General features: G+C 50.2%; 24 protein-coding genes. 13 read left to right on the plus strand and 11 right to left on the minus strand.

Translation table 11 applies throughout. The features are described 5' to 3' along the window. Positions 1-90: 90 nt before the first annotated feature. The 4 genes from gpsA to OK023_RS18030 all read right to left on the minus strand — a co-directional run bounded on the left by gpsA (position 91) and on the right by OK023_RS18030 (position 2,390). Positions 91-1,110 (minus strand): NAD(P)H-dependent glycerol-3-phosphate dehydrogenase, encoded by a 1,020-nt coding sequence (gpsA, locus tag OK023_RS18015; protein ID WP_317693995.1) that lies wholly within the window; start codon positions 1,108-1,110, stop codon positions 91-93. Further along, positions 1,110-1,589: a protein-export chaperone SecB gene (gene secB, locus OK023_RS18020; protein ID WP_317693996.1), complete on the minus strand. Its 480-nt coding sequence runs from the start codon at positions 1,587-1,589 to the stop codon at positions 1,110-1,112. The genes gpsA and secB overlap by 1 nt, the downstream gene beginning before the upstream one ends. Before the next feature lie 91 nt (positions 1,590-1,680). Next, positions 1,681-1,929: a glutaredoxin 3 gene (grxC, locus tag OK023_RS18025; RefSeq protein ID WP_317693997.1), complete on the minus strand. Its 249-nt coding sequence runs from the start codon at positions 1,927-1,929 to the stop codon at positions 1,681-1,683. 26 nt (positions 1,930-1,955) lie between these two features. Further along, on the minus strand, positions 1,956-2,390 hold the full coding sequence (locus OK023_RS18030) for a rhodanese-like domain-containing protein (RefSeq protein ID WP_317693998.1): 435 nt from the start codon (positions 2,388-2,390) through the stop codon (positions 1,956-1,958). Positions 2,391-2,803: 413 nt separating this feature from the next. Here OK023_RS18030 and gpmM point away from each other — a divergent pair, with 413 nt between their 5' ends. From gpmM to OK023_RS18045, 3 genes are read left to right on the plus strand one after another with little or no spacing between them, the layout of a single operon-like run. Then, entirely contained in the window at positions 2,804-4,354 is a 1,551-nt protein-coding gene (gene gpmM / locus OK023_RS18035; protein WP_317693999.1) for a 2,3-bisphosphoglycerate-independent phosphoglycerate mutase, read from the plus strand. 9 nt (positions 4,355-4,363) lie between these two features. Continuing rightward, entirely contained in the window at positions 4,364-5,698 is a 1,335-nt protein-coding gene (gene envC / locus OK023_RS18040) for a murein hydrolase activator EnvC (RefSeq protein ID WP_317694000.1), read from the plus strand. A 2-nt stretch (positions 5,699-5,700) separates the two neighbouring features. Further along, positions 5,701-6,651, plus strand: coding sequence for a divergent polysaccharide deacetylase family protein (locus tag OK023_RS18045; RefSeq protein WP_317694001.1), 951 nt, complete (start codon positions 5,701-5,703; stop codon positions 6,649-6,651). 39 nt (positions 6,652-6,690) lie between these two features. Here the strand turns inward: OK023_RS18045 and tdh are convergent, their stop codons facing one another. Next, complete coding sequence (gene tdh, locus OK023_RS18050) at positions 6,691-7,716, minus strand: L-threonine 3-dehydrogenase (protein ID WP_317694002.1); 1,026 nt, start codon at positions 7,714-7,716, stop codon at positions 6,691-6,693. A gap of 9 nt (positions 7,717-7,725) precedes the next feature. Then, positions 7,726-8,922: a glycine C-acetyltransferase gene (gene kbl / locus OK023_RS18055; protein ID WP_317694003.1), complete on the minus strand. Its 1,197-nt coding sequence runs from the start codon at positions 8,920-8,922 to the stop codon at positions 7,726-7,728. Positions 8,923-9,159: 237 nt separating this feature from the next. Here kbl and rfaD point away from each other — a divergent pair, with 237 nt between their 5' ends. The 7 genes from rfaD to coaD all read left to right on the plus strand — a co-directional run bounded on the left by rfaD (position 9,160) and on the right by coaD (position 16,609). Further along, complete coding sequence (gene rfaD / locus OK023_RS18060; protein WP_317694004.1) at positions 9,160-10,092, plus strand: ADP-glyceromanno-heptose 6-epimerase; 933 nt, start codon at positions 9,160-9,162, stop codon at positions 10,090-10,092. Between the two features lie 22 nt (positions 10,093-10,114). Further along, the gene (rfaF, locus tag OK023_RS18065; protein ID WP_317694005.1) at positions 10,115-11,161 is read left to right on the plus strand and encodes an ADP-heptose--LPS heptosyltransferase RfaF; all 1,047 of its coding nucleotides are present in this window, start codon (positions 10,115-10,117) and stop codon (positions 11,159-11,161) included. 2 nt (positions 11,162-11,163) lie between these two features. After that, positions 11,164-12,123, plus strand: a complete 960-nt coding sequence (gene rfaC / locus OK023_RS18070; RefSeq protein WP_317694006.1) for a lipopolysaccharide heptosyltransferase RfaC — start codon at positions 11,164-11,166, stop codon at positions 12,121-12,123. A 364-nt stretch (positions 12,124-12,487) separates the two neighbouring features. Continuing rightward, positions 12,488-13,618 (plus strand): glycosyltransferase family 4 protein, encoded by a 1,131-nt coding sequence (locus tag OK023_RS18075; RefSeq protein ID WP_317694007.1) that lies wholly within the window; start codon positions 12,488-12,490, stop codon positions 13,616-13,618. A 333-nt stretch (positions 13,619-13,951) separates the two neighbouring features. Then, on the plus strand, positions 13,952-15,229 hold the full coding sequence (waaA, locus tag OK023_RS18080; RefSeq protein ID WP_317694008.1) for a lipid IV(A) 3-deoxy-D-manno-octulosonic acid transferase: 1,278 nt from the start codon (positions 13,952-13,954) through the stop codon (positions 15,227-15,229). Continuing rightward, complete coding sequence (locus OK023_RS18085) at positions 15,230-16,000, plus strand: glycosyltransferase family 2 protein (protein ID WP_317694009.1); 771 nt, start codon at positions 15,230-15,232, stop codon at positions 15,998-16,000. 123 nt (positions 16,001-16,123) lie between these two features. Next, positions 16,124-16,609 carry a pantetheine-phosphate adenylyltransferase gene (gene coaD, locus OK023_RS18090; RefSeq protein ID WP_317694010.1) on the plus strand — a complete coding sequence of 162 codons (486 nt, stop codon included), beginning with the start codon at positions 16,124-16,126 and terminating at the stop codon, positions 16,607-16,609. A 15-nt stretch (positions 16,610-16,624) separates the two neighbouring features. On the opposite strand, the gene mutM is transcribed toward coaD, so the two are convergent. The 4 genes from mutM to radC all read right to left on the minus strand — a co-directional run bounded on the left by mutM (position 16,625) and on the right by radC (position 18,975). Further along, positions 16,625-17,434: a bifunctional DNA-formamidopyrimidine glycosylase/DNA-(apurinic or apyrimidinic site) lyase gene (gene mutM / locus OK023_RS18095; RefSeq protein ID WP_317694011.1), complete on the minus strand. Its 810-nt coding sequence runs from the start codon at positions 17,432-17,434 to the stop codon at positions 16,625-16,627. Positions 17,435-17,628: 194 nt separating this feature from the next. Then, on the minus strand, positions 17,629-17,796 hold the full coding sequence (gene rpmG, locus OK023_RS18100) for a 50S ribosomal protein L33 (RefSeq protein ID WP_004392084.1): 168 nt from the start codon (positions 17,794-17,796) through the stop codon (positions 17,629-17,631). Positions 17,797-17,807: 11 nt separating this feature from the next. Further along, positions 17,808-18,044, minus strand: coding sequence for a 50S ribosomal protein L28 (rpmB, locus tag OK023_RS18105; RefSeq protein ID WP_004931195.1), 237 nt, complete (start codon positions 18,042-18,044; stop codon positions 17,808-17,810). 262 nt (positions 18,045-18,306) lie between these two features. Then, entirely contained in the window at positions 18,307-18,975 is a 669-nt protein-coding gene (gene radC / locus OK023_RS18110) for a RadC family protein (protein ID WP_317697812.1), read from the minus strand. Positions 18,976-19,170: 195 nt separating this feature from the next. On the opposite strand from radC, the gene coaBC reads away from it, so the two are divergent. The 3 genes from coaBC to slmA all read left to right on the plus strand — a co-directional run bounded on the left by coaBC (position 19,171) and on the right by slmA (position 21,978). Next, positions 19,171-20,388 carry a bifunctional phosphopantothenoylcysteine decarboxylase/phosphopantothenate--cysteine ligase CoaBC gene (coaBC, locus tag OK023_RS18115; RefSeq protein ID WP_317694021.1) on the plus strand — a complete coding sequence of 406 codons (1,218 nt, stop codon included), beginning with the start codon at positions 19,171-19,173 and terminating at the stop codon, positions 20,386-20,388. Beyond that, positions 20,366-20,824, plus strand: a complete 459-nt coding sequence (gene dut / locus OK023_RS18120) for a dUTP diphosphatase (RefSeq protein ID WP_317694023.1) — start codon at positions 20,366-20,368, stop codon at positions 20,822-20,824. Before coaBC ends, dut begins: the two co-directional genes overlap by 23 nt. A gap of 557 nt (positions 20,825-21,381) precedes the next feature. Further along, positions 21,382-21,978 carry a nucleoid occlusion factor SlmA gene (slmA, locus tag OK023_RS18125; RefSeq protein ID WP_317694025.1) on the plus strand — a complete coding sequence of 199 codons (597 nt, stop codon included), beginning with the start codon at positions 21,382-21,384 and terminating at the stop codon, positions 21,976-21,978. A 234-nt stretch (positions 21,979-22,212) separates the two neighbouring features. On the opposite strand, the gene pyrE is transcribed toward slmA, so the two are convergent. Continuing rightward, positions 22,213-22,854, minus strand: coding sequence for an orotate phosphoribosyltransferase (gene pyrE / locus OK023_RS18130; protein ID WP_317694027.1), 642 nt, complete (start codon positions 22,852-22,854; stop codon positions 22,213-22,215). Between the last annotated feature and the right edge of the window lie 41 nt (positions 22,855-22,895).

The raw sequence follows: 22,895 nt of genomic DNA on the forward strand, positions 1-22,895 counted from the left end.
ACAGTTACGGCAAAGTGGCTTAAGCCTATCTACTCGTTGGGGCACAATACCTATGTGCTTACTGGCTTGGCATAAAAACGGCTAATAAGGTCAAGTGCTGTGTTTTTCGTCTTTCCTGGTTCGGCCAAGCAGGCTTAATGCGGCTTCACGGGCGTTTTTTGCACAGTACAGCACCTGATAGATCTGCTCGGTAATCGGCATTTCTACACCATGGCGTTGCGCCAGCGCTAATACCTCTTTGGTATTGCGGTAACCCTCAACCACTTGGCCAATACTGTCTTGCGCTTCCTGTACGCCCAAGCCTTGCCCCAGCATAATACCGAAACGCCGGTTGCGCGATTGATTGTCTGTGCAGGTCAGAACCAGATCGCCTAACCCCGCCATCCCCATGAAGGTTGAGGGGTCAGCACCCAGAGCGGAGCCAAGACGGCTCATTTCCGCAAGGCCTCTGGTGATCAATGCGGTACGGGCGTTTGCACCAAAGCCGATGCCATCTGACATACCTGCACCGATAGCAATCACGTTTTTTACTGCCCCACCCAACTGCACCCCAATGAAATCCGGATTGCTGTAAACACGAAAGCTTTTACCACAGTGCAACAGTTGCTGGAGATCCTGAGAAAATTTCTCGTCGGTTGCCGCCAGGGCAATTGCCGTTGGCAACCCGGCAGCCAACTCTTTGGCGAACGTTGGCCCTGATATCACTGCCAATGGGATAGCATCCCCCAGTGCTTCACGAGCGACATCTTGCAACAGGCGCCCTGTTTCTGCTTCTAGGCCTTTAGTAGCCCAGACAATGCGGGCATTTGCGCGTAGATGAGGTTTTAACTGACGTAATACGTCGCTAAAGACGTGGCTCGGTACCACGACCAGGACATCGTTGCTGGCAGCCAACGCACTGGCCAAATCAGCTTCGAGTCGTAACGAATCAGGGAAGATAACGTTAGGAAGAAACGCCTGATTACAGCGTTCGCGCTGCATGAGTTGAATCTGTTTGGGGTTATGCCCCCATAGCACGACCTTGTGGCCATTACGCGCCAGCGTAATGGCCAAGGCGGTGCCGTAAGAACCGGCACCGATTACAGTCATTGAAGCATTGCTGGTATCCATCAGGCATCCTGATGTGGTGCAGCACCTTCGCTTTCCGCCTGCTGCTGCTGTTGCTGCAGATAGTTCATGAACAGCGCGTCAAAGTTTACCGGTGCTAAGTTCAACTGCGGGAATGTACCGCGTGAAACCATACTGGTGATGCACTCACGTGCGTACGGGAACAAAATATTCGGGCAGTATGCTCCGAGGCAATGTGCCAGTTGTGCACCTTCGATACCGGTGATAGAGAAAATACCCGCCTGTTGAGCCTCACACAGGAACGCGGTTTCTTCGCCCAGACTTGCCGTTACGGTTACGCGCATTACAACTTCATACACGCCATCAGCCAATTGGCTGGAAGCCGTATCCAAATCAAGTTTAATTTCTGGTTGCCATTCTTGCTGGAATATCTGTGGCGCTTTTGGCGCTTCGAATGAAATATCTTTGGTGTAGATACGTTGGATCTGGAAAGCCATTTCTGTGGTGTTTTGTTCTGACATTTGTCTGATACCTTTGGTTAAATATCCTTATTGACACTCAGCAACCGGAATACTCTACCCCAAAAATAGAAGGGCTGGGTATACTGCCCACTTAAAGCAGCGGATCCAATCCACCGCGAGCATCGAGTGCATGTAAATCATCACAACCGCCAATGTGTTGGTTGTTGATGAAAATCTGAGGTACTGTGGTTCGCCCACTACGCGCGACCATTACTTCACGTTTCGCGTTATCACCGTCAATGGCGATCTCGTTGAACGCAGCGCCCTTGCTGTTCAGCAACGCTTTAGCGCGATGGCAGAATGGACAGGTTGCCTTGGTGTAGATCTCAATATTAGCCATGAAAACCCCCTCAACAATAGTAAAAATTATTTACCACGGGCCAATGGCAGGTTTTCACCACTCCAGCCGGCAATGCCGTCTTTCAGGGTATAAACTTTTTCAAAACCCGCTGTACTCAGGTGCTCTGCCGGTTCGCGTGATGTCATACCGTTAGCACAAACCACGATGATCGGCTGTGCCTTGTGTTTTTCCAATTCACCATAGCTGCCACCTTTTAGTTCACTCGCTGTTAGGTTGATAGCGTTAGTGATATGACCTCTGCGAAAATCGTCTCGGCTACGGGTATCAACTATCACAGCATCTTCTTTGTTAATCAAGAGGGTAGCTTCACCACGGGTTATCTCTTTAACCTTGGAGAAACGGTTCTTGAAGGTCATAACGATCACGGCAACCAGAAGAACAACCCAAGCAAGACTCAGTATGGGGTGTCGGCTGACAAATTGCATAATTTCTTGCAGCATGGGGTGTAACAACTCCCGTCAGTTAAGGGAAAAATAAGTCAAGGTTTCAGAGTATACCTGCCGAAAGCGCCAAATACAGCCAGTAAGCAAGCGCGAATTTAGAAACTGCGCACGTTACTGGAAAATTACCGCAACTGTGTCTGTAAAGTCTTCACTGCACACTCAACTTTGATCTTTCAGGGCTATTTCGAGCCGGTTTCATTGTAGAATTGTCCGGTTTTGGAGAGTGAATAGCCATCATTCCAATGGTAACAGGCTGATGGCTATTCACAACTTGGAGTCTATCCCGATAGGCGTTATTGGCTGGATAACTCGCAGTGTATGCTCATCATGGCGCTACCCAGGCCAAAACGGTTAGTGAAACAGGTCATAACGGGATAGGTTCTTAAGCGATTATTAAAGAGGTTACTGCAATGTCGAGCAAGAAAAAGCCCATGGTTCTGGTGATTTTGGATGGCTACGGCCATCGCGAAGATCAACAGGATAACGCAATTCTGAACGCGAAAACGCCAGTCATGGACTATCTGTGGCAACAACAGCCACATACCCTGATAGCGGCTTCAGGTTTAGATGTCGGCCTGCCTGATGGGCAAATGGGCAACTCTGAGGTTGGCCATGTGAATCTGGGGGCTGGCCGAATCGTGTATCAGGATCTGACTCGTCTGGATAAAGAAATTAAAGACGGCGACTTCTTCACCAACTCCATCCTAATAGCCGCTGTAGACAAAGCTGTAAAAGCGGATAAAGCGGTGCATATCATGGGGCTGCTTTCTCCTGGTGGTGTTCACAGCCATGAAGACCACATTCTGGCGATGATCCAGTTGGCAGCAAAGCGTGGCGCTAAAGCGATTTATCTGCATGCCTTCCTGGATGGACGCGATACACCACCACGTAGTGCTGAAAATTCACTGAAACGTTTCAGTGATGAATTTGCCGCACTAGGTGCAGGGCGTATTGCTTCGGTCATTGGTCGTTATTATGCCATGGATCGTGATAATCGTTGGGATCGAGTGCAACAGGCTTACGACCTGATGACTCAGGCGAAAGGCGATTACACTGCCAACAACGCCGTTGCCGCACTGCAGGCTGCCTATACCTATACCCGTGACGAAAACGACGAATTCGTCAAACCAACCGTGATTCAGGCAGCAGGTGACGCTACTGCCGAGATGAACGACGGCGATGCGCTGATCTTTATGAACTTCCGTGCCGATCGTGCGCGCCAGATCACTCGCGCCTTCATTAATCCGGATTTTGATGGTTTTCCTCGCGGTAAAGTCGTCAAATTCTGCGATTTCGTTATGTTAACCGAATACGCTGCCGACATTCAGACTGCCTGCGCTTATCCCCCCGCATCACTGACCAACACTTTGGGTGAATGGTTGATGAAACATGACAAAACACAGTTGCGTATCTCCGAAACCGAAAAATACGCTCATGTTACCTTCTTCTACAACGGTGGTGTTGAAGAGCCATTCAAAGGTGAAGAACGCATCTTGATCAATTCACCGAAAGTGGCCACTTACGACCTGCAACCGGAGATGAGTTCTGCCGAGTTGACCGAAAAACTGCTGAAGGCTATCGACAGTGGTAAATATGACGCCATCATCTGTAACTATCCGAACGGTGATATGGTCGGCCATACGGGTATCTATGACGCAGCGGTTAAAGCGGTCGAAACGCTGGATAAGTGCATCGCACAGGTGGTTGATGCGGTGAAAGCCGTTGACGGTCAGTTGTTGATCACTGCCGATCACGGTAATGCCGAGCAAATGCGCGATCCGGCAACGGGCCAACCACATACCGCACATACCAGTCTGCCTGTACCCCTTATCTATGTCGGCAAATCTGCTAAAGCAGTTGAAGGTGGCAAACTATCGGATATTGCACCAACCATGCTGGCACTGATGGGCATGGAGATACCGCAAGAGATGACTGGTAAGCCGCTGTTCATCGTGGAATAATCCTTTTTCATGAGGGAGAAGACGAATTTTGCACTATTAAAGGTGACTCTAAGCGCACACTCAGGCAGCCAATCGTTGCCTGAACGCTCTGTGCCACAGAAGTTAGCCGCCGTCTGCGCCAGCTTTTTTTTCGCTGGCGTGTTGTTGTTGCCGCTCAACAGTAGCGCTGCGGAAGACAACAAGTCCCAACTCAAAGACATTCAACAGAGCATTGCTGAAAAAGAAAAAGCGGTTAAGCAGCAGCAGCAGCAGCGTAATTCCCTGCAGGATCAGCTCAAGCTGCAGGAAAAGACTATCGCACAAGCTAGCCGTGTGCTGCATGACACCCAGGGTTCGCTGACTGAACTGGGTAAAGATATTACGGGCTTGAATACTTCAATTGCCAAATTGCAAAAAGAGCAATCCATCCAGCAAGAGATCCTCGCTAAACAACTTGATGCGGCTTTCCGTCAGGGGCAGCACAGCGCATTGCAACTGATACTCAGTGGCGAAGAGAGTCAACGCAGCGAGCGCATTTTGGCCTATTTTGGTTATCTAAATGAAGCACGTCAGCAATCTATTGAGCAACTGAAGCAAACCCGAAGTCAGTTGTCGAAACAGAAGAGTTTGCTGGTCACTAAACAGAGCCAACAGAAATCACTACTCAACGAGCAGCAGATCCAGCAAAAAAAGCTGGAACAAGCACGCAGTGCGCGTAAAAAGACCCTGACGGCGCTGGAAGCCTCACTGGAAAAAGATCAGCGGCGGCTAGTTGAACTGCGTCAAAACGAAGCCCGTTTGCGCGATCAAATTGCCCGTGCTGAGCGTGAAGCCAAAGCCCGTGCAGAACGTGAAGCACGTGAGGCAGCAAAAGTACGCGAGCAGGTCAAGGCTAAGGAGCAGCAGGCGAAGAAAACCGGCACCAGCTATAAACCCAGCGAAGGTGAACGTTCATTGATGGCGCGAACCGGTGGTCTGGGCAGGCCTGAAGGGCAAGCCGTATGGCCGGTACGTGGCCGGGTTGAGCACCGCTTTGGCGAACAATTGCAAGGTGAATTACGCTGGAAAGGTATGGTGATTGAAGCAAGAGAAGGTAGTGAAGTGAAAGCGATCGCTGATGGGCGCGTTCTGCTTGCCGACTGGTTGCAAGGCTATGGCCTGGTGGTGGTGGTTGAACACGGTAAGGGGGATATGAGTCTGTATGGTTACAACCAGAGCGCACTGGTCAATGTTGGTGCGCAGGTGCGTGCCGGTCAGCCTATCGCTCTCGTTGGTACCAGTGGTGGCCAAGGAACGCCGTCGCTCTATTTCGAAATCCGTCGCCAGGGTCAGGCGGTTAACCCACAACCGTGGTTGGGAAGGTAGGTTTGCACTATACCAAAACGCACATTGTTCTGCTGTTGTGGGCTTTATTGCTGGCTAGCGCTGCGCAAGCAGGAAAGCTTTCGATTGTGATCGATGACGTGGGTTATCGACCACATGAAGAGAATGCGGTACTGCAAATGCCTGTGGCAATCTCTGTGGCCGTGTTGCCCAATGCACCACATGCTCGCCTGATGGCTAGCAAAGCTCATAGCCAGGGACGTGAAGTTTTGATCCATATGCCAATGGCTCCGCTCAGTAAACAGTCGCTTGAGCGCGACACATTGCAACCTACTATGAGCAGTGAAGAGATACAGCGTATTATCCGTAACGCGGTGAATAATGTGCCTTATGCGGTAGGAATGAACAACCACATGGGCAGCGCCATGACCTCAAACCTGTCGGGTATGCAGAAAGTGATGCAGGCACTTGAAGGCTACCATCTTTATTTTCTCGACAGTATGACCATCGGTAACAGTCAGGCAACACCCGCAGCAGTAGGCACAGGCGTGCGGGTGATCAAACGTAAGGTGTTTCTTGACGATACCGCTAACCCGGACGATATACGCCGTCAGTTTAACCGTGCCGTTGATTTAGCCCGCCGCCACGGCTCAGCCATCGCTATTGGCCACCCGCGACCCGCGACGGTCAAGGTACTGCAACAAATGTTGGCGACGTTACCCGGCGATATTATGCTGGTGAAACCCAGTTCATTGCTTAATGAACCGCAACGACACGGTGGTGACCATGCTCAGCTACCGAAGCCGAACAAGACGAAGCCAAAAAATCCGTTTACCGGCGCAATCAAGCAATGCAAGATCACATTGCCAAAAGAAGGTGTGAATGCGAGCCAGGTACTGAGCTTAATCGGAGAGAGTCTGGTGCAATCGCCAGTCGCTGTAGTCATCAAGAACCTTTGGCAAAACTGGATAGGTTCTGCGCAAACCAAGCTATAAAATAGGGGAATTAGCGGAACCTGAGTTCCGCCTGTTACATTAATCCCAGCTCAAAACAACTTTCCCGGACTGACCCGAGCGCATGACATCAAAGCCCTGCTGGAACTCGTCAATCGAGAAGCGGTGGGTAATGATTGGCGTCAGATCCAAACCCGATTGGATCAATGCTGCCATCTTGTACCAGGTTTCAAACATTTCACGGCCATAAATCCCCTTGATAAATAGCCCCTTGAAAATGACCTGATTCCAGTCGATAGACATATCTGATGGTGGAATACCTAACATTGCGATCCGGCCACCGTGGTTCATGGCATTCAGCAAAGTACGGAATGCCGGTGGCGCACCAGACATCTCCAGACCGACGTCAAACCCTTCCGTCATGCCAAGTTCAGCCATCACATCGTTCAGGCTTTCTTTGCTGACATTCACCGCACGGGTAACGCCCATTTTACGCGCCAGTTCCAGTCGATATTCATTCACATCGGTGATCACCACATAGCGCGCGCCGACGTGTTTGCACACTGCTGCCGCCATGATGCCTATCGGGCCTGCACCAGAAACCAGCACATCCTCCCCAACCAGATCGAAAGACAATGCAGTGTGCACCGCATTACCAAACGGATCGAAAATCGAAGCCAATTCATCCGAGATATTATCCGGGATTTTGAAGGCATTAAACGCCGGGATCACCAGGTACTCAGCGAATGCCCCAGGGCGGTTAACGCCCACGCCAGTGGTATTACGGCACAGATGCGTGCGGCCACCACGGCAGTTACGGCAGTGCCCGCAGGTGATATGCCCTTCCCCAGAAACGCGGTCACCGATATTGAAACCTTTGACTTCCTGGCCAATCGCTACCACTTCTCCCACATACTCATGACCTACCACCATGGGGACTGGAATGGTTTTTTGGGACCAATCGTCCCAGTTATAGATGTGCACATCAGTACCGCAGATTGCAGTTTTACGGATCTTGATCATGACATCGTTATGCCCCAGTTCTGGCTCGGGCACATCGGTCATCCAGATACCTTCTTCCGCTTTCAATTTAGACAATGCTTTCATTAGGATACCTTATGCAATGACGCCAAGCGTTTTACCAACTCGGATAAACGCCTCAATGGCACGTTCAATCTGTTCCGGTGAGTGGTCGGCGGACATCTGGGTACGGATACGCGCCTGACCTTTTGGCACTACTGGGTAGAAGAACCCTGTGACATAGATGCCTTCCTTAAGCAGTGCATTGGCAAAGTCCTGTGCCAGTTTGGCCTCTCCTAACATCACCGGAATGATGGCATGATCGGCCCCTGCAAGGGTAAAGCCTGCTGCGGTCATTTTTTCACGGAACAGACGGGCATTTACCCACAGGCGCTCACGCAGGTCATCTCCTTCTTCCAGCAGTTCCAATACCTTGATAGACGCCGCCACAATTGCTGGGGCCAGCGAGTTGGAGAACAGATAAGGACGTGAACGCTGACGTAGCCACTCCACGACTTCTTTCTTCGCTGCCGTGTAGCCACCGGATGCGCCGCCTAACGCTTTACCTAACGTACCGGTAATGATATCGACGCGGTCCATCACTTCGCAGTATTCATGCGTTCCACGCCCATTCGCGCCGACAAAACCTACTGCATGCGAGTCATCGACCATGACTAGAGCGTCGTATTCGTCCGCCAGATCGCAAACGCCTTTCAGATTGGCGATTACACCATCCATAGAAAAAACGCCATCTGTGGCGATCATGATGTGACGCGCACCGTCGGCCTTGGCCTGCTTAAGCTGTTCAGCCAGTTGTCTCATATCATTATTGGCATAACGATAGCGTTTTGCCTTACAAAGGCGAACACCGTCGATGATCGAAGCATGATTTAAGGCATCTGAAATAATGGCATCTTCCGGGCCGAGCAAGGTTTCAAACAGCCCACCGTTAGCATCAAAACAAGAGGAATAGAGAATGGCGTCTTCCATTCCCAGAAAATCGGCCAGCTTTTGCTCCAGTTGCTTGTGGCTGTCCTGTGTGCCACAGATAAATCGTACCGACGCCATACCGAAACCATGACTATCCATTCCTGCCTTTGCAGCCGCAATCAGTGAGGGATGATTGGCTAGCCCGAGATAGTTATTGGCGCAGAAATTAATGACGTTACGGCCATCAGCAACGGCAATATCAGCCCGTTGCGCGGAGGTGATAACCCGTTCTTCTTTGAACAACCCTTCAGTTCGAGTAGTAGTAAGTTGTTGTTCCAGTTGCTGATAAAAGGACGCGGACATTCGGTAATCTCCAAAATAGGGACATTTCGACATATTTTACTGATTTGTTGGCAAACAGACGATAATGCAAAGTAAAGAATATGATAATTGCAGAATATATCACGGCAAAATATGGCATATGCCAGTAGCGCAGGATATTAATAACCATCGAGATGTTCACAATGATACGAAATGCTATTATGGGGACATATGGGTGGGGCATTGTGCGCTACCGGGCAGAATACAGGGGCAAACCCAATGATTATCGTCACTGGCGGTGCGGGCATGATTGGCAGTAATATCATTAAGGCACTGAATGATATAGGGTATCGTGATATTCTTGTAGTGGATAACCTGAAAGACGGTACCAAATTTGTCAATCTGGTCGACCTTGATATTGCTGACTATATGGACAAAGAGGATTTCATCGCCAGCATTATGGCCGGTGACGATCTCGGCGACATCGACGCTATTTTCCATCAGGGCGCCTGTTCTTCCACCACCGAGTGGGATGGCAAGTATATGATGGACAACAACTATCAATATTCTAAAGACATTTTGCATTTCTGCCTGGATCGCCAAATCCCGTTCCTGTATGCCTCCTCTGCTGCCACTTACGGTGGCCGTACCAATAATTTTGTCGAAGAGCGTCAGTACGAACAACCATTGAACGTCTACGGTTATTCCAAGTTCCTGTTTGACCAGTATGTGCGTGAAATTCTGCCAGAAGCAGAGTCGCAGGTATGTGGTTTCCGTTACTTCAACGTTTACGGCCCGCGTGAAGGCCATAAAGGCAGCATGGCCAGTGTGGCATTCCACCTAAACAACCAGATTAACCGTGGTGAGGCACCAAAACTGTTCGCCGGCAGTGAAAACTTCAAGCGCGACTTTATCTACGTTGGCGACGTAGCAGCGGTTAATCTGTGGTTTTGGAAGAGCGGTGTATCCGGTATCTTCAACTGCGGTACTGGCCGTGCGGAAACCTTCCAAGCGGTTGCCGATGCCGTAGTGGAATACCATCAGTCGGGCGCGGTGGAACACATTGAGTTCCCAGAAAAGTTGAAAGGCCGCTATCAGGCGTATACCCAGGCCGACCTGACTAAGCTACGTGCTGCCGGTTATGATGCGCCCTTTAAAACCGTCGCTGAAGGTGTTAAAGAATATATGGCCTGGTTAAACCGCACCGCTTAAGCTGAAGGAAACTGTTAACGGTATGAAAATACTGGTTATTGGCCCTTCGTGGGTTGGCGACATGATGATGTCGCAAAGTCTCTACCGTACCCTGAAGGCCGAGTATCCATCAGCGGAAATTGACGTGATGGCACCCGCTTGGTGCCGTCCTTTGCTGGCGCGTATGCCCGAAGTCAACCAGGCATTGGCCATGCCATTGGGCCACGGAGCCCTAGCTTTGGGCGAACGCCGTCGTTTGGGTCATACACTGCGTGCGAACGGTTATAGTCGCGCCTATGTATTGCCCAACTCTTTTAAATCTGCCTTGGTACCATTCTTCGCCAACATACCACAGCGTACCGGATGGCGCGGTGAAATGCGTTACGGTCTGCTTAATGACTTGCGTTTGCTGGATAAAGCGGCTTTTCCGCTGATGGTGCAACGTTATGTCGCGTTGGCCTACGATAAACAGCGTATACAGCGTGCTGAAGATCTGCCCCAACCGCTGTTGTGGCCCCAATTGCAGGTCAGCGATGAAGAGATTGCAGAAACCACTTCGGCGTTTAACCTCACCGATCACCGGCCAATTATCGGCTTTTGCCCTGGCGCCGAGTTTGGCCCTGCTAAGCGCTGGCCGCATTACCACTACGCGACGCTGGCGCAAATGTTGATCGAGGCAGGCTACCAAATCGTTCTCTTTGGCTCGGCTAAAGATAACGAAGGCAGTGAACAAATCCGTTCGGCTTTGGCTGAAAGCGTCCGTGATTTTTGTGTCAATCTGGCAGGGGAAACCCAACTTGAACAGGCCGTGATCTTATTGGCCTCTTGCCGGGCCGTGGTAAGTAATGATTCTGGGTTAATGCACGTTGCCGCGGCATTGAGTAAACCGCTGATAGCGTTGTATGGCCCAAGCAGTCCAGATTTCACTCCGCCATTGTCTAAGCAAGCTAAAGTGATCCGCTTGGTCAGTGGCTATCACAAAGTCCGAAAAGGTGATGCCGACCAGGGCTATCACCAAAGTCTGATTGATATCCAACCGCGACAGGTGTTAGACGCGCTGACGCCACTAATTGCTGCCAGCGAGGAATAACCATGCAGGTCCTGATCGTGAAAACCTCTTCGATGGGGGATGTACTGCATGCGCTACCCGCGTTGACCGATGCTATGCGTGCTATTCCCGGTATCCGTTTTGATTGGGTGGTAGAGGAGGGGTTCAGCCAAATTCCTAGTTGGCATCCTGCCGTTGACCGGGTCATTCCGGTAGCTATTCGCCGCTGGCGTAAAAACTGGTTTGGTCCAGAAGCACGTCAGCAGCGCTGCGATTTCAAGCGCAAAGTGCAAGAGCGCAGCTATGATATCGTGATCGACGCTCAGGGCTTGATGAAGAGTGCAGCCTTGGTGACGCGTATTGCTCGTGGCAGCAAGCACGGCCTTGATTGTAAAAGCGCACGTGAGCCATTTGCCAGTTGGTTCTACAATCATCGCCACAAGATTGATAAGCAACAACATGCTGTAGAACGCATTCGCGAACTGTTTGCTAAAAGCCTGGGTTTTGAAAAACCGCAGAATAAAGGTGACTACGCGATTGCCACCCATTTCCTCAGCCATCCTCCTACTGACGCCGGGCAATATCTGGTTTTTCTACACGCTACCACGCGTGATGAAAAACACTGGCCGGAGAAAAATTGGCGCGAGCTTATCCAACTGATCGCCCCCACCGGAATGAGGATCAAGCTGCCTTGGGGTGCCGCGCATGAACACCAGCGCGCCTTGAGATTGGCAGAAGGCTTTCCGCATGTTGAAGTGCTGGCGAAGCTGAGTTTGCAACAGGTGGCAGAAGTGCTGGCAGGAGCAAAAACAGTGGTTTCGGTTGATACCGGGCTTAGTCACCTGGCTGCTGCGCTGGATCGCCCGAACATTACCTTGTTTGGCCCAACCGATCCTGGTTTGATTGGGGGCTATGGGCAGAATCAACACGCTATAACATCATCTGACCACTGTATGGCTTCAATTTCAGCCAACGAGGTATTCGCTTTGCTACAGAAGCTTTGAAACCTGTAGTCGAGCAGGATCACTGTAATACCCAATAGGTGAGCAGGACCTATATAGGTTTTCAATCATTTTGGCGAGCCGATAAGGTGTTAACCGGCAACAAACGCGAATGCATGATACGCAGAGGATAATCCCAGCATCCAGAAGGCCCTTATAAAAACGTGCTATCTTCTGGTTACCTAACGAAAATCGCGTAATGGTAGGCACATAGGGTCCGGTCTTTTAGAATCAGGTATGGGTATTGGCAAGCTTATCGGGCCGAAGAGTGTAGCCACCTGCCTGCACCCGCGACCATCAATACGAACGTTACCTTGACCTTATTACTAACCGCCGTAGTAATTGCAGCCGCGTGGAGCACGCTCGCATGAAAGTATTTCGTTTGGCGATTGTTCGCCAAAAGTATCGCTCGGATGGCGGAGCAGAACGTTTTGTTTCCCGCGCTCTGGAAGCGCTGGAGCATAAATATCTGGAGCTGAATGTTATTACCCGCGAATGGCAGGGTAGTCGCAACCCGAATTGGCACCTCCATCCGTGCAACCCAATGAAATTCGAGCGCATTAGTCGTGAGCGTGGTTTTGCTGACTCGGCCAGAGCATTGTGGCAGAAAGAAAAATTCGATCTGGTGCAAAGCCATGAGCGCATTCCTGGTTGTAATATTTATCGCGCAGGTGATGGTGTTCACCGCCGCTGGTTGTTGCAGCGTGCCCTCATGCTCCCTGAGTGGCGGCGTAAGTGGCTGTTTTCCAACCGCTACCACCGCTATGTGATGTGTGCTGAACACGCCATGTACTGCGCGCCAGAGCTGAAAGCAGTGATCTGTAACGCAGAGATGATCAAGCAGGAAATCATTGAGGGTTTCGGTATTCCCGCGGATAAAATTACCGTGACCTACAACGCTATCGATAACCAGAAATTTTTACCGGTAAACGAGCAACTGCGTCAACAACTGCGGGTAAACTACCAGATCTCCCAACAGGCGCACTGCTTGATCTTTGTTGGTTCAGGCTTTGAGCGAAAAGGTCTGGCGGCAGCGATCCGCGCCGTGGCCGCAACCGGCAGTTATCTTTTGGTTGTCGGCAAGGATAAAGCAGAGAAACGCTACCGAGCACTCGTGCAATCGTTAGGCTGTGGTGAACGAGTCAGATTCATGGGGGATCAGAAACAAATACTGCCGTTTTATCAGGCAGCAGACGCGCTATTACTGCCGACGCTGTATGACCCCTTTCCCAATGCGATCCTGGAGGCAATGTCATGTGGGCTTCCGGTGATCACCAGCACTACCTGCGGCGGTGCAGAGTTTATTACACAGGGAATAAATGGTTTTGTCAGCGATTCCCTGAATGTGGATGCCCTCGTTGAGGCTATTTGCGCGCTGCCTCATCAAGCACTTGGGTCGAGTATGGGGGAAGCCGCGAGACTTCGTATTTTGCCCCATACTCCAGCACACTTATCCAGGCAATTGGTCGATTTCTACCAGAGGCTACTCTTGGAATGAAATAACACATTCTGTTTGTATCTGTCGCCCTTTGAACCGCTGGGCGTTTGCTGTCGTTGTCCATATCCTGCTGATGTAAGACAGTCATCCGTTTGAGCGAGTTTTGTCCCATCAAGTGAACGTGGCTAAAACGGTACTTGAAATGACTTGCACGCAAAACTCAGCGTTAATCAACGTCATCAGAAATAAATACAGGGTCATTGGCACTTTTATTATGCGTGAGGATTACGTTTGAATTGAAATTAACCCATTGAATACACAACCCCCAATTAGCGCCTTTCTCTTCTGGTTATGGTACTATTCTCAGTAACCCATATAAATGAAATTGATAGAATGTTGCTCCGTTTATATCAGGTATTACTCTACCTTATACAACCCCTGATTTGGCTTCGTTTATTGTTGCGTAGCCGTAAAGCACCAGCCTACCGTAAACGTTGGGCAGAACGTTATGGTTTCTGCGCCGGGAAAGTATTACCCAATGGTATTATGCTGCATTCCGTTTCTGTTGGTGAAACATTGGCAGCGATCCCATTGGTTCGCGCACTGCGTCACCGTTACCCCCACTTGCCGATTACAGTCACGACCATGACGCCTACGGGTTCTGAACGTGTGCAATCCGCTTTCGGTAAAGGCGTGCATCATGTCTACCTGCCTTACGATCTGCCGGGATCTATGCACCGCTTCCTCAATCAGGTTAACCCCAAGCTGGTTATTATCATGGAGACCGAGATCTGGCCAAACCTGATTAATGCCCTGTATCGACGCAAGATCCCGTTGATTATCGCCAATGCCCGCCTTTCTGCCCGCTCAGCGGCGGGCTATACGAAGATAGGTGGTTTTATCCGCGATATCTTGGGCCGCATAACGTTGATCGCTGCTCAGAATCAGGAAGATGGCGATCGGTTTATCGAGTTGGGCCTTAAGCGTTCGCAGCTGACCGTCACCGGAAGCCTAAAATTTGATATCTCTGTCACCCCGGAACTGGCTGCACGAGCCGTTACGTTGCGTCGCCAATGGGCACCGCGACGCCCGGTATGGATTGCCACCAGTACTCATGAAGGTGAGGAAGCTATTTTACTGGAAGCGCACCGTAAGTTATTGGCGAAACACCCTGATTTATTACTCATACTGGTGCCGCGTCACCCTGAACGTTTTTCGACCGCTAAAGAAATGACGCAGAAGGCGGGCTTCAGCTATACCACGCGTAGCAGCGGCGCAGTCCCGTCGGGTAGTACGCAAGTGGTGATTGGCGATACCATGGGTGAGTTAATGCTTTTGTACGGTATTGCTGATTTGGCATTTGTGGGGGGCAGTCTGGTCGAACGTGGTGGACATAACCCGCTTGAAGCAGCGGCTCACGCCATCCCAGTGTTAATGGGTCCACACACTTTCAATTTCAAAGATATCTGCGCCAAGCTTTCTGAGGCTGGTGGGCTTATTACCGTCACCGATGTGGAGCAACTGGTGAAAGAAGTGGAAACACTACTGACCGATGAAGACTATCGCCGCTACTACGGACGTCATGCGGTTGAAGTTCTGTATCAGAATCAGGGTGCACTACAGCGCCTGCTTCACTTGCTGGAGCCACATTTGCCACCACGGAGCCACTAGATGAGTAACCGCAGAAGCCTGTCAGTCGTGATGATTGTTAAAAATGAGGCCGATTTGTTGGCAGAGTGTATACAGTCAGTTGCCTGGGCAGATGAGATTATTGTACTCGACTCTGGCAGCACCGACGGTTCCGTTGTCTTGGGAGAAAGCCTGGGTGCTAAAGTATTTACGCACACTGATTGGCAGGGGTTTGGCAAGCAGCGTCAGAAGGCTCAGAGTTATGCCTCTCAGGATTATATTCTGATGATCGATGCAGATGAGCGTGTTACCCCAGAGCTTCGCCAATCCATAGAGCATGTTCTGGCAACGGCAAATGATGACGTTGTCTATAGCCTTGGTCGCCGTAATCTTTTCCTGGGCCGGTTTATGCGCCACAGTGGCTGGTATCCCGATCGAGTCAATCGGCTGTATGCTAAAGCACGTTATTGCTACAACGATGATCTGGTGCATGAGTCTCTCAATACCAACGCGGCAAAAATCGTTATGTTGCAAGGCGATCTCTTGCACCTGACCTGTCGTGATTTTTTTACTTTCCAGCGTAAACAGCTGCACTATGCAGAACAATGGGCGGCTCAACGCCATCAAGCGGGTAAACGCTGCGGTTATCTGCCTATCTTCACTCACACGTTGGGCGCTTTTTGTAAAACCTGGTTGCTACGTGCCGGTTTTCTTGACGGTAAACAGGGTTTGTTGTTGGCCATGATCAATGCGCAATATACTTTCAATAAATACGCCGCACTGTGGGCATTGGGTCGTAATGCGACCCAATAGGCCTTCGAGATGCGGGTCTACGGCAATCCACTCGATCCTAAAGAACTTGGTGACTTTGTGTGAAAGAAGGAAGCCAACATCACCGTACTTGAAGGATTATGGGTATATTCAGAGATGTGAACCATGAGTAGCAAAGCCATTTACCCAGGTACGTTCGATCCGATGACTAACGGCCATCTAGATTTAGTCACCCGTGCGTCAAAGATGTTTGATCACGTCATTCTGGCTATTGCTGCCAGTTCAAGTAAAAAACCGTTGTTTACTCTGGAAGAACGTGTTGCTTTGGCTAAGCAGGTGACTACTCATCTGGATAACGTTGAGGTACACGGTTTCAGCGAACTGATGGCGCACTTTGCCGCCCACCAGAATGCCAATATTCTGGTGAGGGGCCTGCGTGCCGTGTCGGATTTCGAATATGAATTGCAGCTGGCGAACATGAACCGCCATCTGATGCCAACGCTTGAAAGCGTATTTCTGATGCCTTCGGAAGAGTGGTCGTTTATCTCCTCTTCCTTGGTAAAAGAAGTGGCACGCCATGACGGTGATATCGCACCGTTCCTGCCAGATGTCGTCACTAAAGCATTGCTGAAAAAACTGGCCGAGCAATAATTAGGGGGAACAGCCTTAGCCTTGGCAGCGGCGACAAAAGAACGTGCTGCGCTGCCCATGCTTTGTGCTCTCAATTGGCGTGCCGCACATGCGGCAGGGTTCCCCAGCGCGGCCATAGACCTGTAGTTCTTGCGCAAAATACCCCGGTTTACCGTCTGACTGCAGAAAATCCCGTAATGTTGTGCCCCCTTGTTCGATTGAACGTTGCAGAACTGCCTTGATCGTTTCTACCAGCAGTTCCGCCTGCATTTTATTCAATGAGCCAGCCTGACGATCCGGCATGATCCCTGCGGTAAATAGTGATTCGCTGGCATAGATATTTCCTACCCCAACGACCAGTTTGTTATCCATCAGCCAGGGCTTAATTAATGTGCGTTTGTTGCGGGATTTCTCGTACAGGTAGCTGCCATTAAAGGCTTCACTCAACGGTTCTGGGCCAAGATGGGCCAATACAGGACTGGTCGCAGGGTCTTCGCACCACAACCAAGCACCAAAGCGCCGTGGGTCGGTATAACGCAGGGTCATGCCATTACTCATGACGAGATCAACATGGTCGTGTTTACCCGCAGGTGTTTCCTCTGCCAGCATACGCAAGCTGCCAGACATCCCTAAGTGCACGATAATCCAACCTTGGTCCAGTTCGATCAGCAGATATTTTGCACGACGCTGTACGCTGCGTACCGGGCGATCGCTTAGCGATAAGATTTGTTCCGAGACCGGCCAACGCAGACGCGCATTACGTACAAGCGCGTGCTGAATGTTGTGGCCGACAAGATAAGGCTCAATGCCGCGCCGGCTGGTTTCGACTTCAGGTAATTCAGGCATGTCACATTCCCTTTTAGCTATCTATACCCGCTGCCCTTCAGAATGCAGGGGTATTGCTGCGTTACGGCATTTAAATCGCTTCCCGACAGATTTGTTGCTCAATTGCAGCTTATTTGAAACTTGAATGAATTTGGGATAGACCCGTTATAACGAAAAAACCCGGCCGAAGCCGGGTTTTCATTAATCCACTAAAATTATTTAATCTTAGCTTCTTTATAGATCACGTGTTGACGGACAACTGGATCGAATTTCTTCAGCTCCAATTTTTCCGGCTTAGTACGCTTGTTCTTCGTAGTGGTATAGAAGTGACCAGTACCAGCAGAAGAAACCAGCTTGATCTTCTCGCGAACACCTTTAGCCATGATTCAGTTCCTTAATACTTCTCACCACGGGCACGGAGATCGGCCAAAACCGTCTCAATACCCTTCTTATCGATAACACGCATACCTTTAGCAGATACACGCAGAGTTACAAAGCGCTTCTCAGCCTCAACCCAAAAACGGTGTGAATGCAGGTTAGGCAGAAAACGGCGTTTGGTCGCGTTCATTGCGTGGGAGCGGTTGTTACCACTCACCGGGCGCTTGCCAGTAACTTGGCAGACTCGGGACATGTCTATTCTCCAAAAATCAAATCAGCTCGAGCTCAAGGGGGTATGGCCGCCTCGTCAGGCTTTTAGAGCCCATCTCAGCAAACTTCATACTGAGGAGACTCCCGTCATCAGGTCAGAAACTATACACCAGGCTAGAAACCTGCTGAGATAGGCTCTTAACGCCAAACCCAAGATTCTCAAAGGTGGCGTAGTATACGCTCTGAAGCGTAAGTGCTCAAGTCCCGAACAGCTAAAGATCCCGTAAGGATCGCGAAAAAATCACTTAAAGCCACCCGCGCTCAGCAAAAGAGACACATTCACCCCGGCCTATAACCAAATGGTCGAGCACTCGGATCTCTAATAACCGGCATGCATTGACTACTTGCTCGGTTATCATTCGGTCGGCGTGGCTGGGCTCAGCCTTACCCGAAGGATGATTATGCGCCAAAATGAGGGCCGCTGCATTAGCCTTCAACGCTTCACGCACAATTTCTCTCGGATGCACAACGACGCTGCTGATAGTGCCAGCAAACATTTCCTGGTGATGAATAACCCGGTGTTGATTATCCAAAAACAGCACTAAAAACACTTCCCGCTCATGATGAGCCAGCAGGTTGTGAATATAATGCTGGGTCACTCTAGGATTCAGAAGTGCATTTTCCAGTAAGTGTGGACCAGAAAACAGTCGGAAAGCCATCTCAGAAATTGCCTGTAACTGGGCATAAATGGCAATCCCCAAGCCTTTTTGGCTACAAAATTGTGAGTAATCGGCCGAAACCAGATGGTACAGCGAACCAAAATGTGTCAACAATTGTTCAGCACGTTGCGAAACGTGGACTCCCGGTAAGCCGGTTCGCAAAAAAATTGCCAGAAGTTCCATATCTGATAGCGATGCAGCCCCATCGCGCATTAATTTCTCTCGTGGGGCCAAGGCCCCAGGCCATAGCGACATATCCTGAATACTCATTGATACCTCCTTGCGAGCATCAGAGTATGCCAATCGGTACTGAGTACCTCTACAGGTGATTGATAACGTTGTGAAGTGTTACGAAAAATGTAATGTAACTGGCTGCATACACAGTATAATCACTCCCACGTTAGCGATTATGCTAAAATACTCCCTATTTCGGTTTTCAATCGGACAATCATGATGACTGGACTTTCCGGCAAACATATTGTGCTTGGCATCAGTGGTGGCATTGCTGCTTACAAATGTCCAGAGCTGGTTCGCCGCTTGCGCGACAGGGGGGCAGAGGTCAGAGTGGTCATGACCAACGCCGCTAAAGCATTCATTACCCCACTGACGTTGCAGGCCGTTTCCGGCCATCCGGTTTCAGACGATCTGCTGGATCCTGCAGCTGAAGCGGCTATGGGGCATATTGAGTTGGGCAAATGGGCGGATCTGGTTATCCTGGCACCGGCAACGGCCGATCTGCTGGCCCGTGTTGCCGCAGGCATGGCTAATGACCTGCTGTCCACCGTCTGCCTGGCCACAGATGCCCCTATCGCTGCAGCACCCGCAATGAACCAACAGATGTACCGTGCTGCCGCCACTCAAACCAATTTGCAAACCCTACAGGAACGCGGCTTATTGTTATGGGGGCCAGACAGCGGTAGCCAGGCTTGCGGTGACGTTGGACCAGGACGGATGTTAGACCCACTGGACATTGTTGAATTAGCCAACAGCTATTTTTTAGTTCCACAGAACCTTAAGCATTTAAAGATCATGATTACTGCCGGGCCTACGTGTGAAGCATTGGACCCGGTGCGCTTCATCAGTAATCACAGTTCCGGTAAAATGGGCTTTGCCATCGCGCGTGCAGCCGCCGCACGCGGTGCACAGGTGATACTTGTTGCTGGGCCGGTCACCCAAGACACTCCGCCTTGGGTGACCAGAATAGACGTTGTCAGCGCATTGGAAATGGAGAAGGTGGTACAGCAACATGCGGGGCAGCAGAATATTTTCATTTCCTGTGCTGCCGTAGCTGACTATCGGCCAGAGCAGATCGCAGATGAAAAAATCAAAAAGCAGGGTGATGAAATCATCCTCAAGATGGTAAAAAACCCTGATATTGTCGCTAGTGTTGCAGCGATGAACAAAAATCGCCCTTTTGTCGTCGGGTTTGCTGCCGAAACCCAGAATGTGGAAGAATACGCGCGACAAAAACTGGCGCGCAAGAAACTGGATTTAATCTGCGCTAACGATGTATCGCTTGCAGAGCACGGTTTTAATAGTGATACCAATGCCCTGCATCTTTTTTGGCAGGATGGAGAAAAACGCCTTCCGCATAGCGATAAGGCACTCCTTGGCCAACGTTTAATTGACGAGATAGTCAGCCGTTATGATGAAAAAAATCGACGTTAAGATCCTTGACCCGCGTATCGGTCAGGATTTCCCATTACCCACCTATGCTACTCCAGGTTCTGCCGGTCTTGATCTGCGGGCCTGTTTGGATAGTGCAATTGAACTTGCAGCGGGTGAAACTACATTGCTGCCTACTGGCTTAGCAATTCATATTGCCGATACGGGTTTAGCGGCTGTGATCTTGCCGCGCTCGGGTTTAGGCCATAAGCATGGTGTTGTGTTGGGTAATCTGGTTGGCCTGATCGACTCCGACTACCAAGGTCAATTAATGGTTTCTGTGTGGAACCGTGGACAGAAATCTTTCACTATTGAACCTGGCGAGCGCATTGCACAGATGGTATTTGTGCCGGTGGTACAGGCGGAATTTAATCTGGTGACTGAATTTGACAGCAGCGAACGCGGTGCTGGTGGTTTCGGTCACTCTGGTCGCCACTAGTTTTTACCCCGTTTTAGGGTAGCCAACAGGGTATGCTGTCCAAAGCTTTGCCACTCCTAATCGGAGGTACACTACCTTATGGATTTCACGTTACAGCTTGCAGAAAACCTTATCACCCTTCGATCTTTACCCAGGTAAATCATTGGTGTGAATTAACAATCTGTCGGACAGTTTTTGCATTGGGAAAATAAAGGGTATATGGCAAGGCTTACTCGGCAACGACACCAGGTAGCGCGGAGAATAATGGTCTGAGAAACCATCGGCTCAAACACCGTACAAGATTGATCATGTAAGCCGTACAGAATCAGTTCTACAACGGGCGCGGGCGGTGCATGGGTTTTCGAAAATCTACACCTGGGTTATTTCAAGTTGTAGGTAGGCGGCAACAGGGTGACAAATCGATTAGAGCCGATTTGAACGCTGCTGGCAGCGGCTTTGAAAGGGCGAGGCCAAGGACTGAAACACCACGGCAACTTGAATGAATACCTGAGCGTCTCAAAGCAATTATTGCTTAGAAAACGAAGGTATAAGCTGTATTAGCAAGGGTCTAATCAAACATGGCAGAGAAAGAAAATACGAAAAGGAACCGGCGCGAGGAGATTTTGCAGGCGTTAGCCCAGATGCTGGAATCCAGCGATGGTAGTCAACGTATTACCACAGCAAAGCTTGCCGCTAACGTTGGTGTCTCCGAGGCTGCCCTGTACCGGCACTTTCCCAGCAAGACACGGATGTTTGACAGCCTGATCGAGTTTATTGAAGATAGTTTGATCACGCGTATCAACCTGATCCTCCAGGATGAAAAAGACACATTGAATCGTCTGCGTCTGATTATGTTGCTGGTGCTTGGATTTGCAGAGCGCAATCCAGGGTTGACGCGTATCATGACTGGGCATGCACTGATGTTTGAACAAGACCGTCTTCAGGGCAGAATCAACCAGCTTTTCGAGCGTATCGAAGCGCAATTACGTCAGGTGCTTAAGGAGCGTAAATTGCGCGAAGGCAGAGGCTTTACCACAGATGAAACACTACTGGCCAGCCAGCTTTTGGCCTTCTGTGAGGGAATGCTTTCACGTTATATTCGTTCTGAATTCCGCTACCGTCCAACGCAGGATTTTGATGCACGTTGGCCGTTGCTGGCCGTTCAGCTGCAATAAAGAGCGATGATGAGAGGTAAATGCGCTAAATACTTCGAGTTGCACGATAAAACGCAATGCGCTTTTGAACAGCTCTTGTGCTGGCCCCGCAGCGGCGAGGCCCAGATTTGGGCCGGCAGACGCGGCAACACGGTGAATGTCCAAGAGCTCAGGTAGTTGACTGGGGCGCGTGAGTCAGCAAACGCGCCTGTAACTTGAAGTGTGGCGAGCATATCTGCGCCCGGCGAACCGATTTTAAACGCCGTACTGCTCGCGATACGTCCTTACTGCAACCAGGTGGTTTGCCATTTCAGGTTTCTCTTCCAGATACGCAATTAAATCTTCGAGGGTAATAATGGCGATCACTTTGCAATGATAATCCCGCTCCACTTCCTGAATTGCAGAGATATCCTTACTGCCACGCTCCTGCCGATCAAGAGAAATCAGCACGCCAGCCAGGTTTGCACTGTTAGCACTGATGATTTCCATTGATTCACGAATTGCCGTACCAGCGGTAATCACATCATCTACCAGCATTACGCGGCCCTGAAGTGGACTACCGACCAATGTCCCACCCTCGCCATGATCTTTGGCTTCTTTGCGATTAAAGCAATAAGGAACGTCACGTTCATGATGCTCGGCCAGTGCAACTGCTGTAGTCGTGGCGATCGGGATACCCTTGTAAGCTGGGCCGAACAACAGGTCAAAATCAATACCTGAATCCACCAATGCCTCAGCATAGAAACGGCCTAACAACGCAAGGTCGCGCCCGGTATTAAACAGGCCAGCATTGAAGAAATAGGGGCTGATTCGGCCTGATTTCAGCGTAAACTTGCCGAATTTCAATACCTGTTTGTTTAGCGCGAACTCAATAAACTGGCGCTGATAGGCTTTCATTAACTGTATCTCCTCATCTGCTCTAAAACTAGCGCTCGATC

The sequence above is a fragment of the Serratia sp. UGAL515B_01 genome (assembly GCF_033095805.1).
Lineage (GTDB): Bacteria > Pseudomonadota > Gammaproteobacteria > Enterobacterales > Enterobacteriaceae > Chania.

Coding starts and splice junctions, on each gene's coding strand:
- gpsA (WP_317693995.1), bottom strand. CDS start 1,110: ATGGATACCAGCAATGCTTCAATGACTGTAATCGGTGCCGGTTCTTAC.
- secB (WP_317693996.1), bottom strand. CDS start 1,589: ATGTCAGAACAAAACACCACAGAAATGGCTTTCCAGATCCAACGTATC.
- grxC (WP_317693997.1), bottom strand. CDS start 1,929: ATGGCTAATATTGAGATCTACACCAAGGCAACCTGTCCATTCTGCCAT.
- OK023_RS18030 (WP_317693998.1), bottom strand. CDS start 2,390: ATGCTGCAAGAAATTATGCAATTTGTCAGCCGACACCCCATACTGAGT.
- gpmM (WP_317693999.1), top strand. CDS start 2,804: ATGTCGAGCAAGAAAAAGCCCATGGTTCTGGTGATTTTGGATGGCTAC.
- envC (WP_317694000.1), top strand. CDS start 4,364: ATGAGGGAGAAGACGAATTTTGCACTATTAAAGGTGACTCTAAGCGCA.
- tdh (WP_317694002.1), bottom strand. CDS start 7,716: ATGAAAGCATTGTCTAAATTGAAAGCGGAAGAAGGTATCTGGATGACC.
- kbl (WP_317694003.1), bottom strand. CDS start 8,922: ATGTCCGCGTCCTTTTATCAGCAACTGGAACAACAACTTACTACTACT.
- rfaD (WP_317694004.1), top strand. CDS start 9,160: ATGATTATCGTCACTGGCGGTGCGGGCATGATTGGCAGTAATATCATT.
- rfaF (WP_317694005.1), top strand. CDS start 10,115: ATGAAAATACTGGTTATTGGCCCTTCGTGGGTTGGCGACATGATGATG.
- rfaC (WP_317694006.1), top strand. CDS start 11,164: ATGCAGGTCCTGATCGTGAAAACCTCTTCGATGGGGGATGTACTGCAT.
- OK023_RS18075 (WP_317694007.1), top strand. CDS start 12,488: ATGAAAGTATTTCGTTTGGCGATTGTTCGCCAAAAGTATCGCTCGGAT.
- waaA (WP_317694008.1), top strand. CDS start 13,952: ATGTTGCTCCGTTTATATCAGGTATTACTCTACCTTATACAACCCCTG.
- OK023_RS18085 (WP_317694009.1), top strand. CDS start 15,230: ATGAGTAACCGCAGAAGCCTGTCAGTCGTGATGATTGTTAAAAATGAG.
- coaD (WP_317694010.1), top strand. CDS start 16,124: ATGAGTAGCAAAGCCATTTACCCAGGTACGTTCGATCCGATGACTAAC.
- mutM (WP_317694011.1), bottom strand. CDS start 17,434: ATGCCTGAATTACCTGAAGTCGAAACCAGCCGGCGCGGCATTGAGCCT.
- rpmG (WP_004392084.1), bottom strand. CDS start 17,796: ATGGCTAAAGGTGTTCGCGAGAAGATCAAGCTGGTTTCTTCTGCTGGT.
- rpmB (WP_004931195.1), bottom strand. CDS start 18,044: ATGTCCCGAGTCTGCCAAGTTACTGGCAAGCGCCCGGTGAGTGGTAAC.
- radC (WP_317697812.1), bottom strand. CDS start 18,975: ATGTCGCTATGGCCTGGGGCCTTGGCCCCACGAGAGAAATTAATGCGC.
- coaBC (WP_317694021.1), top strand. CDS start 19,171: ATGATGACTGGACTTTCCGGCAAACATATTGTGCTTGGCATCAGTGGT.
- dut (WP_317694023.1), top strand. CDS start 20,366: ATGATGAAAAAAATCGACGTTAAGATCCTTGACCCGCGTATCGGTCAG.
- slmA (WP_317694025.1), top strand. CDS start 21,382: ATGGCAGAGAAAGAAAATACGAAAAGGAACCGGCGCGAGGAGATTTTG.
- pyrE (WP_317694027.1), bottom strand. CDS start 22,854: ATGAAAGCCTATCAGCGCCAGTTTATTGAGTTCGCGCTAAACAAACAG.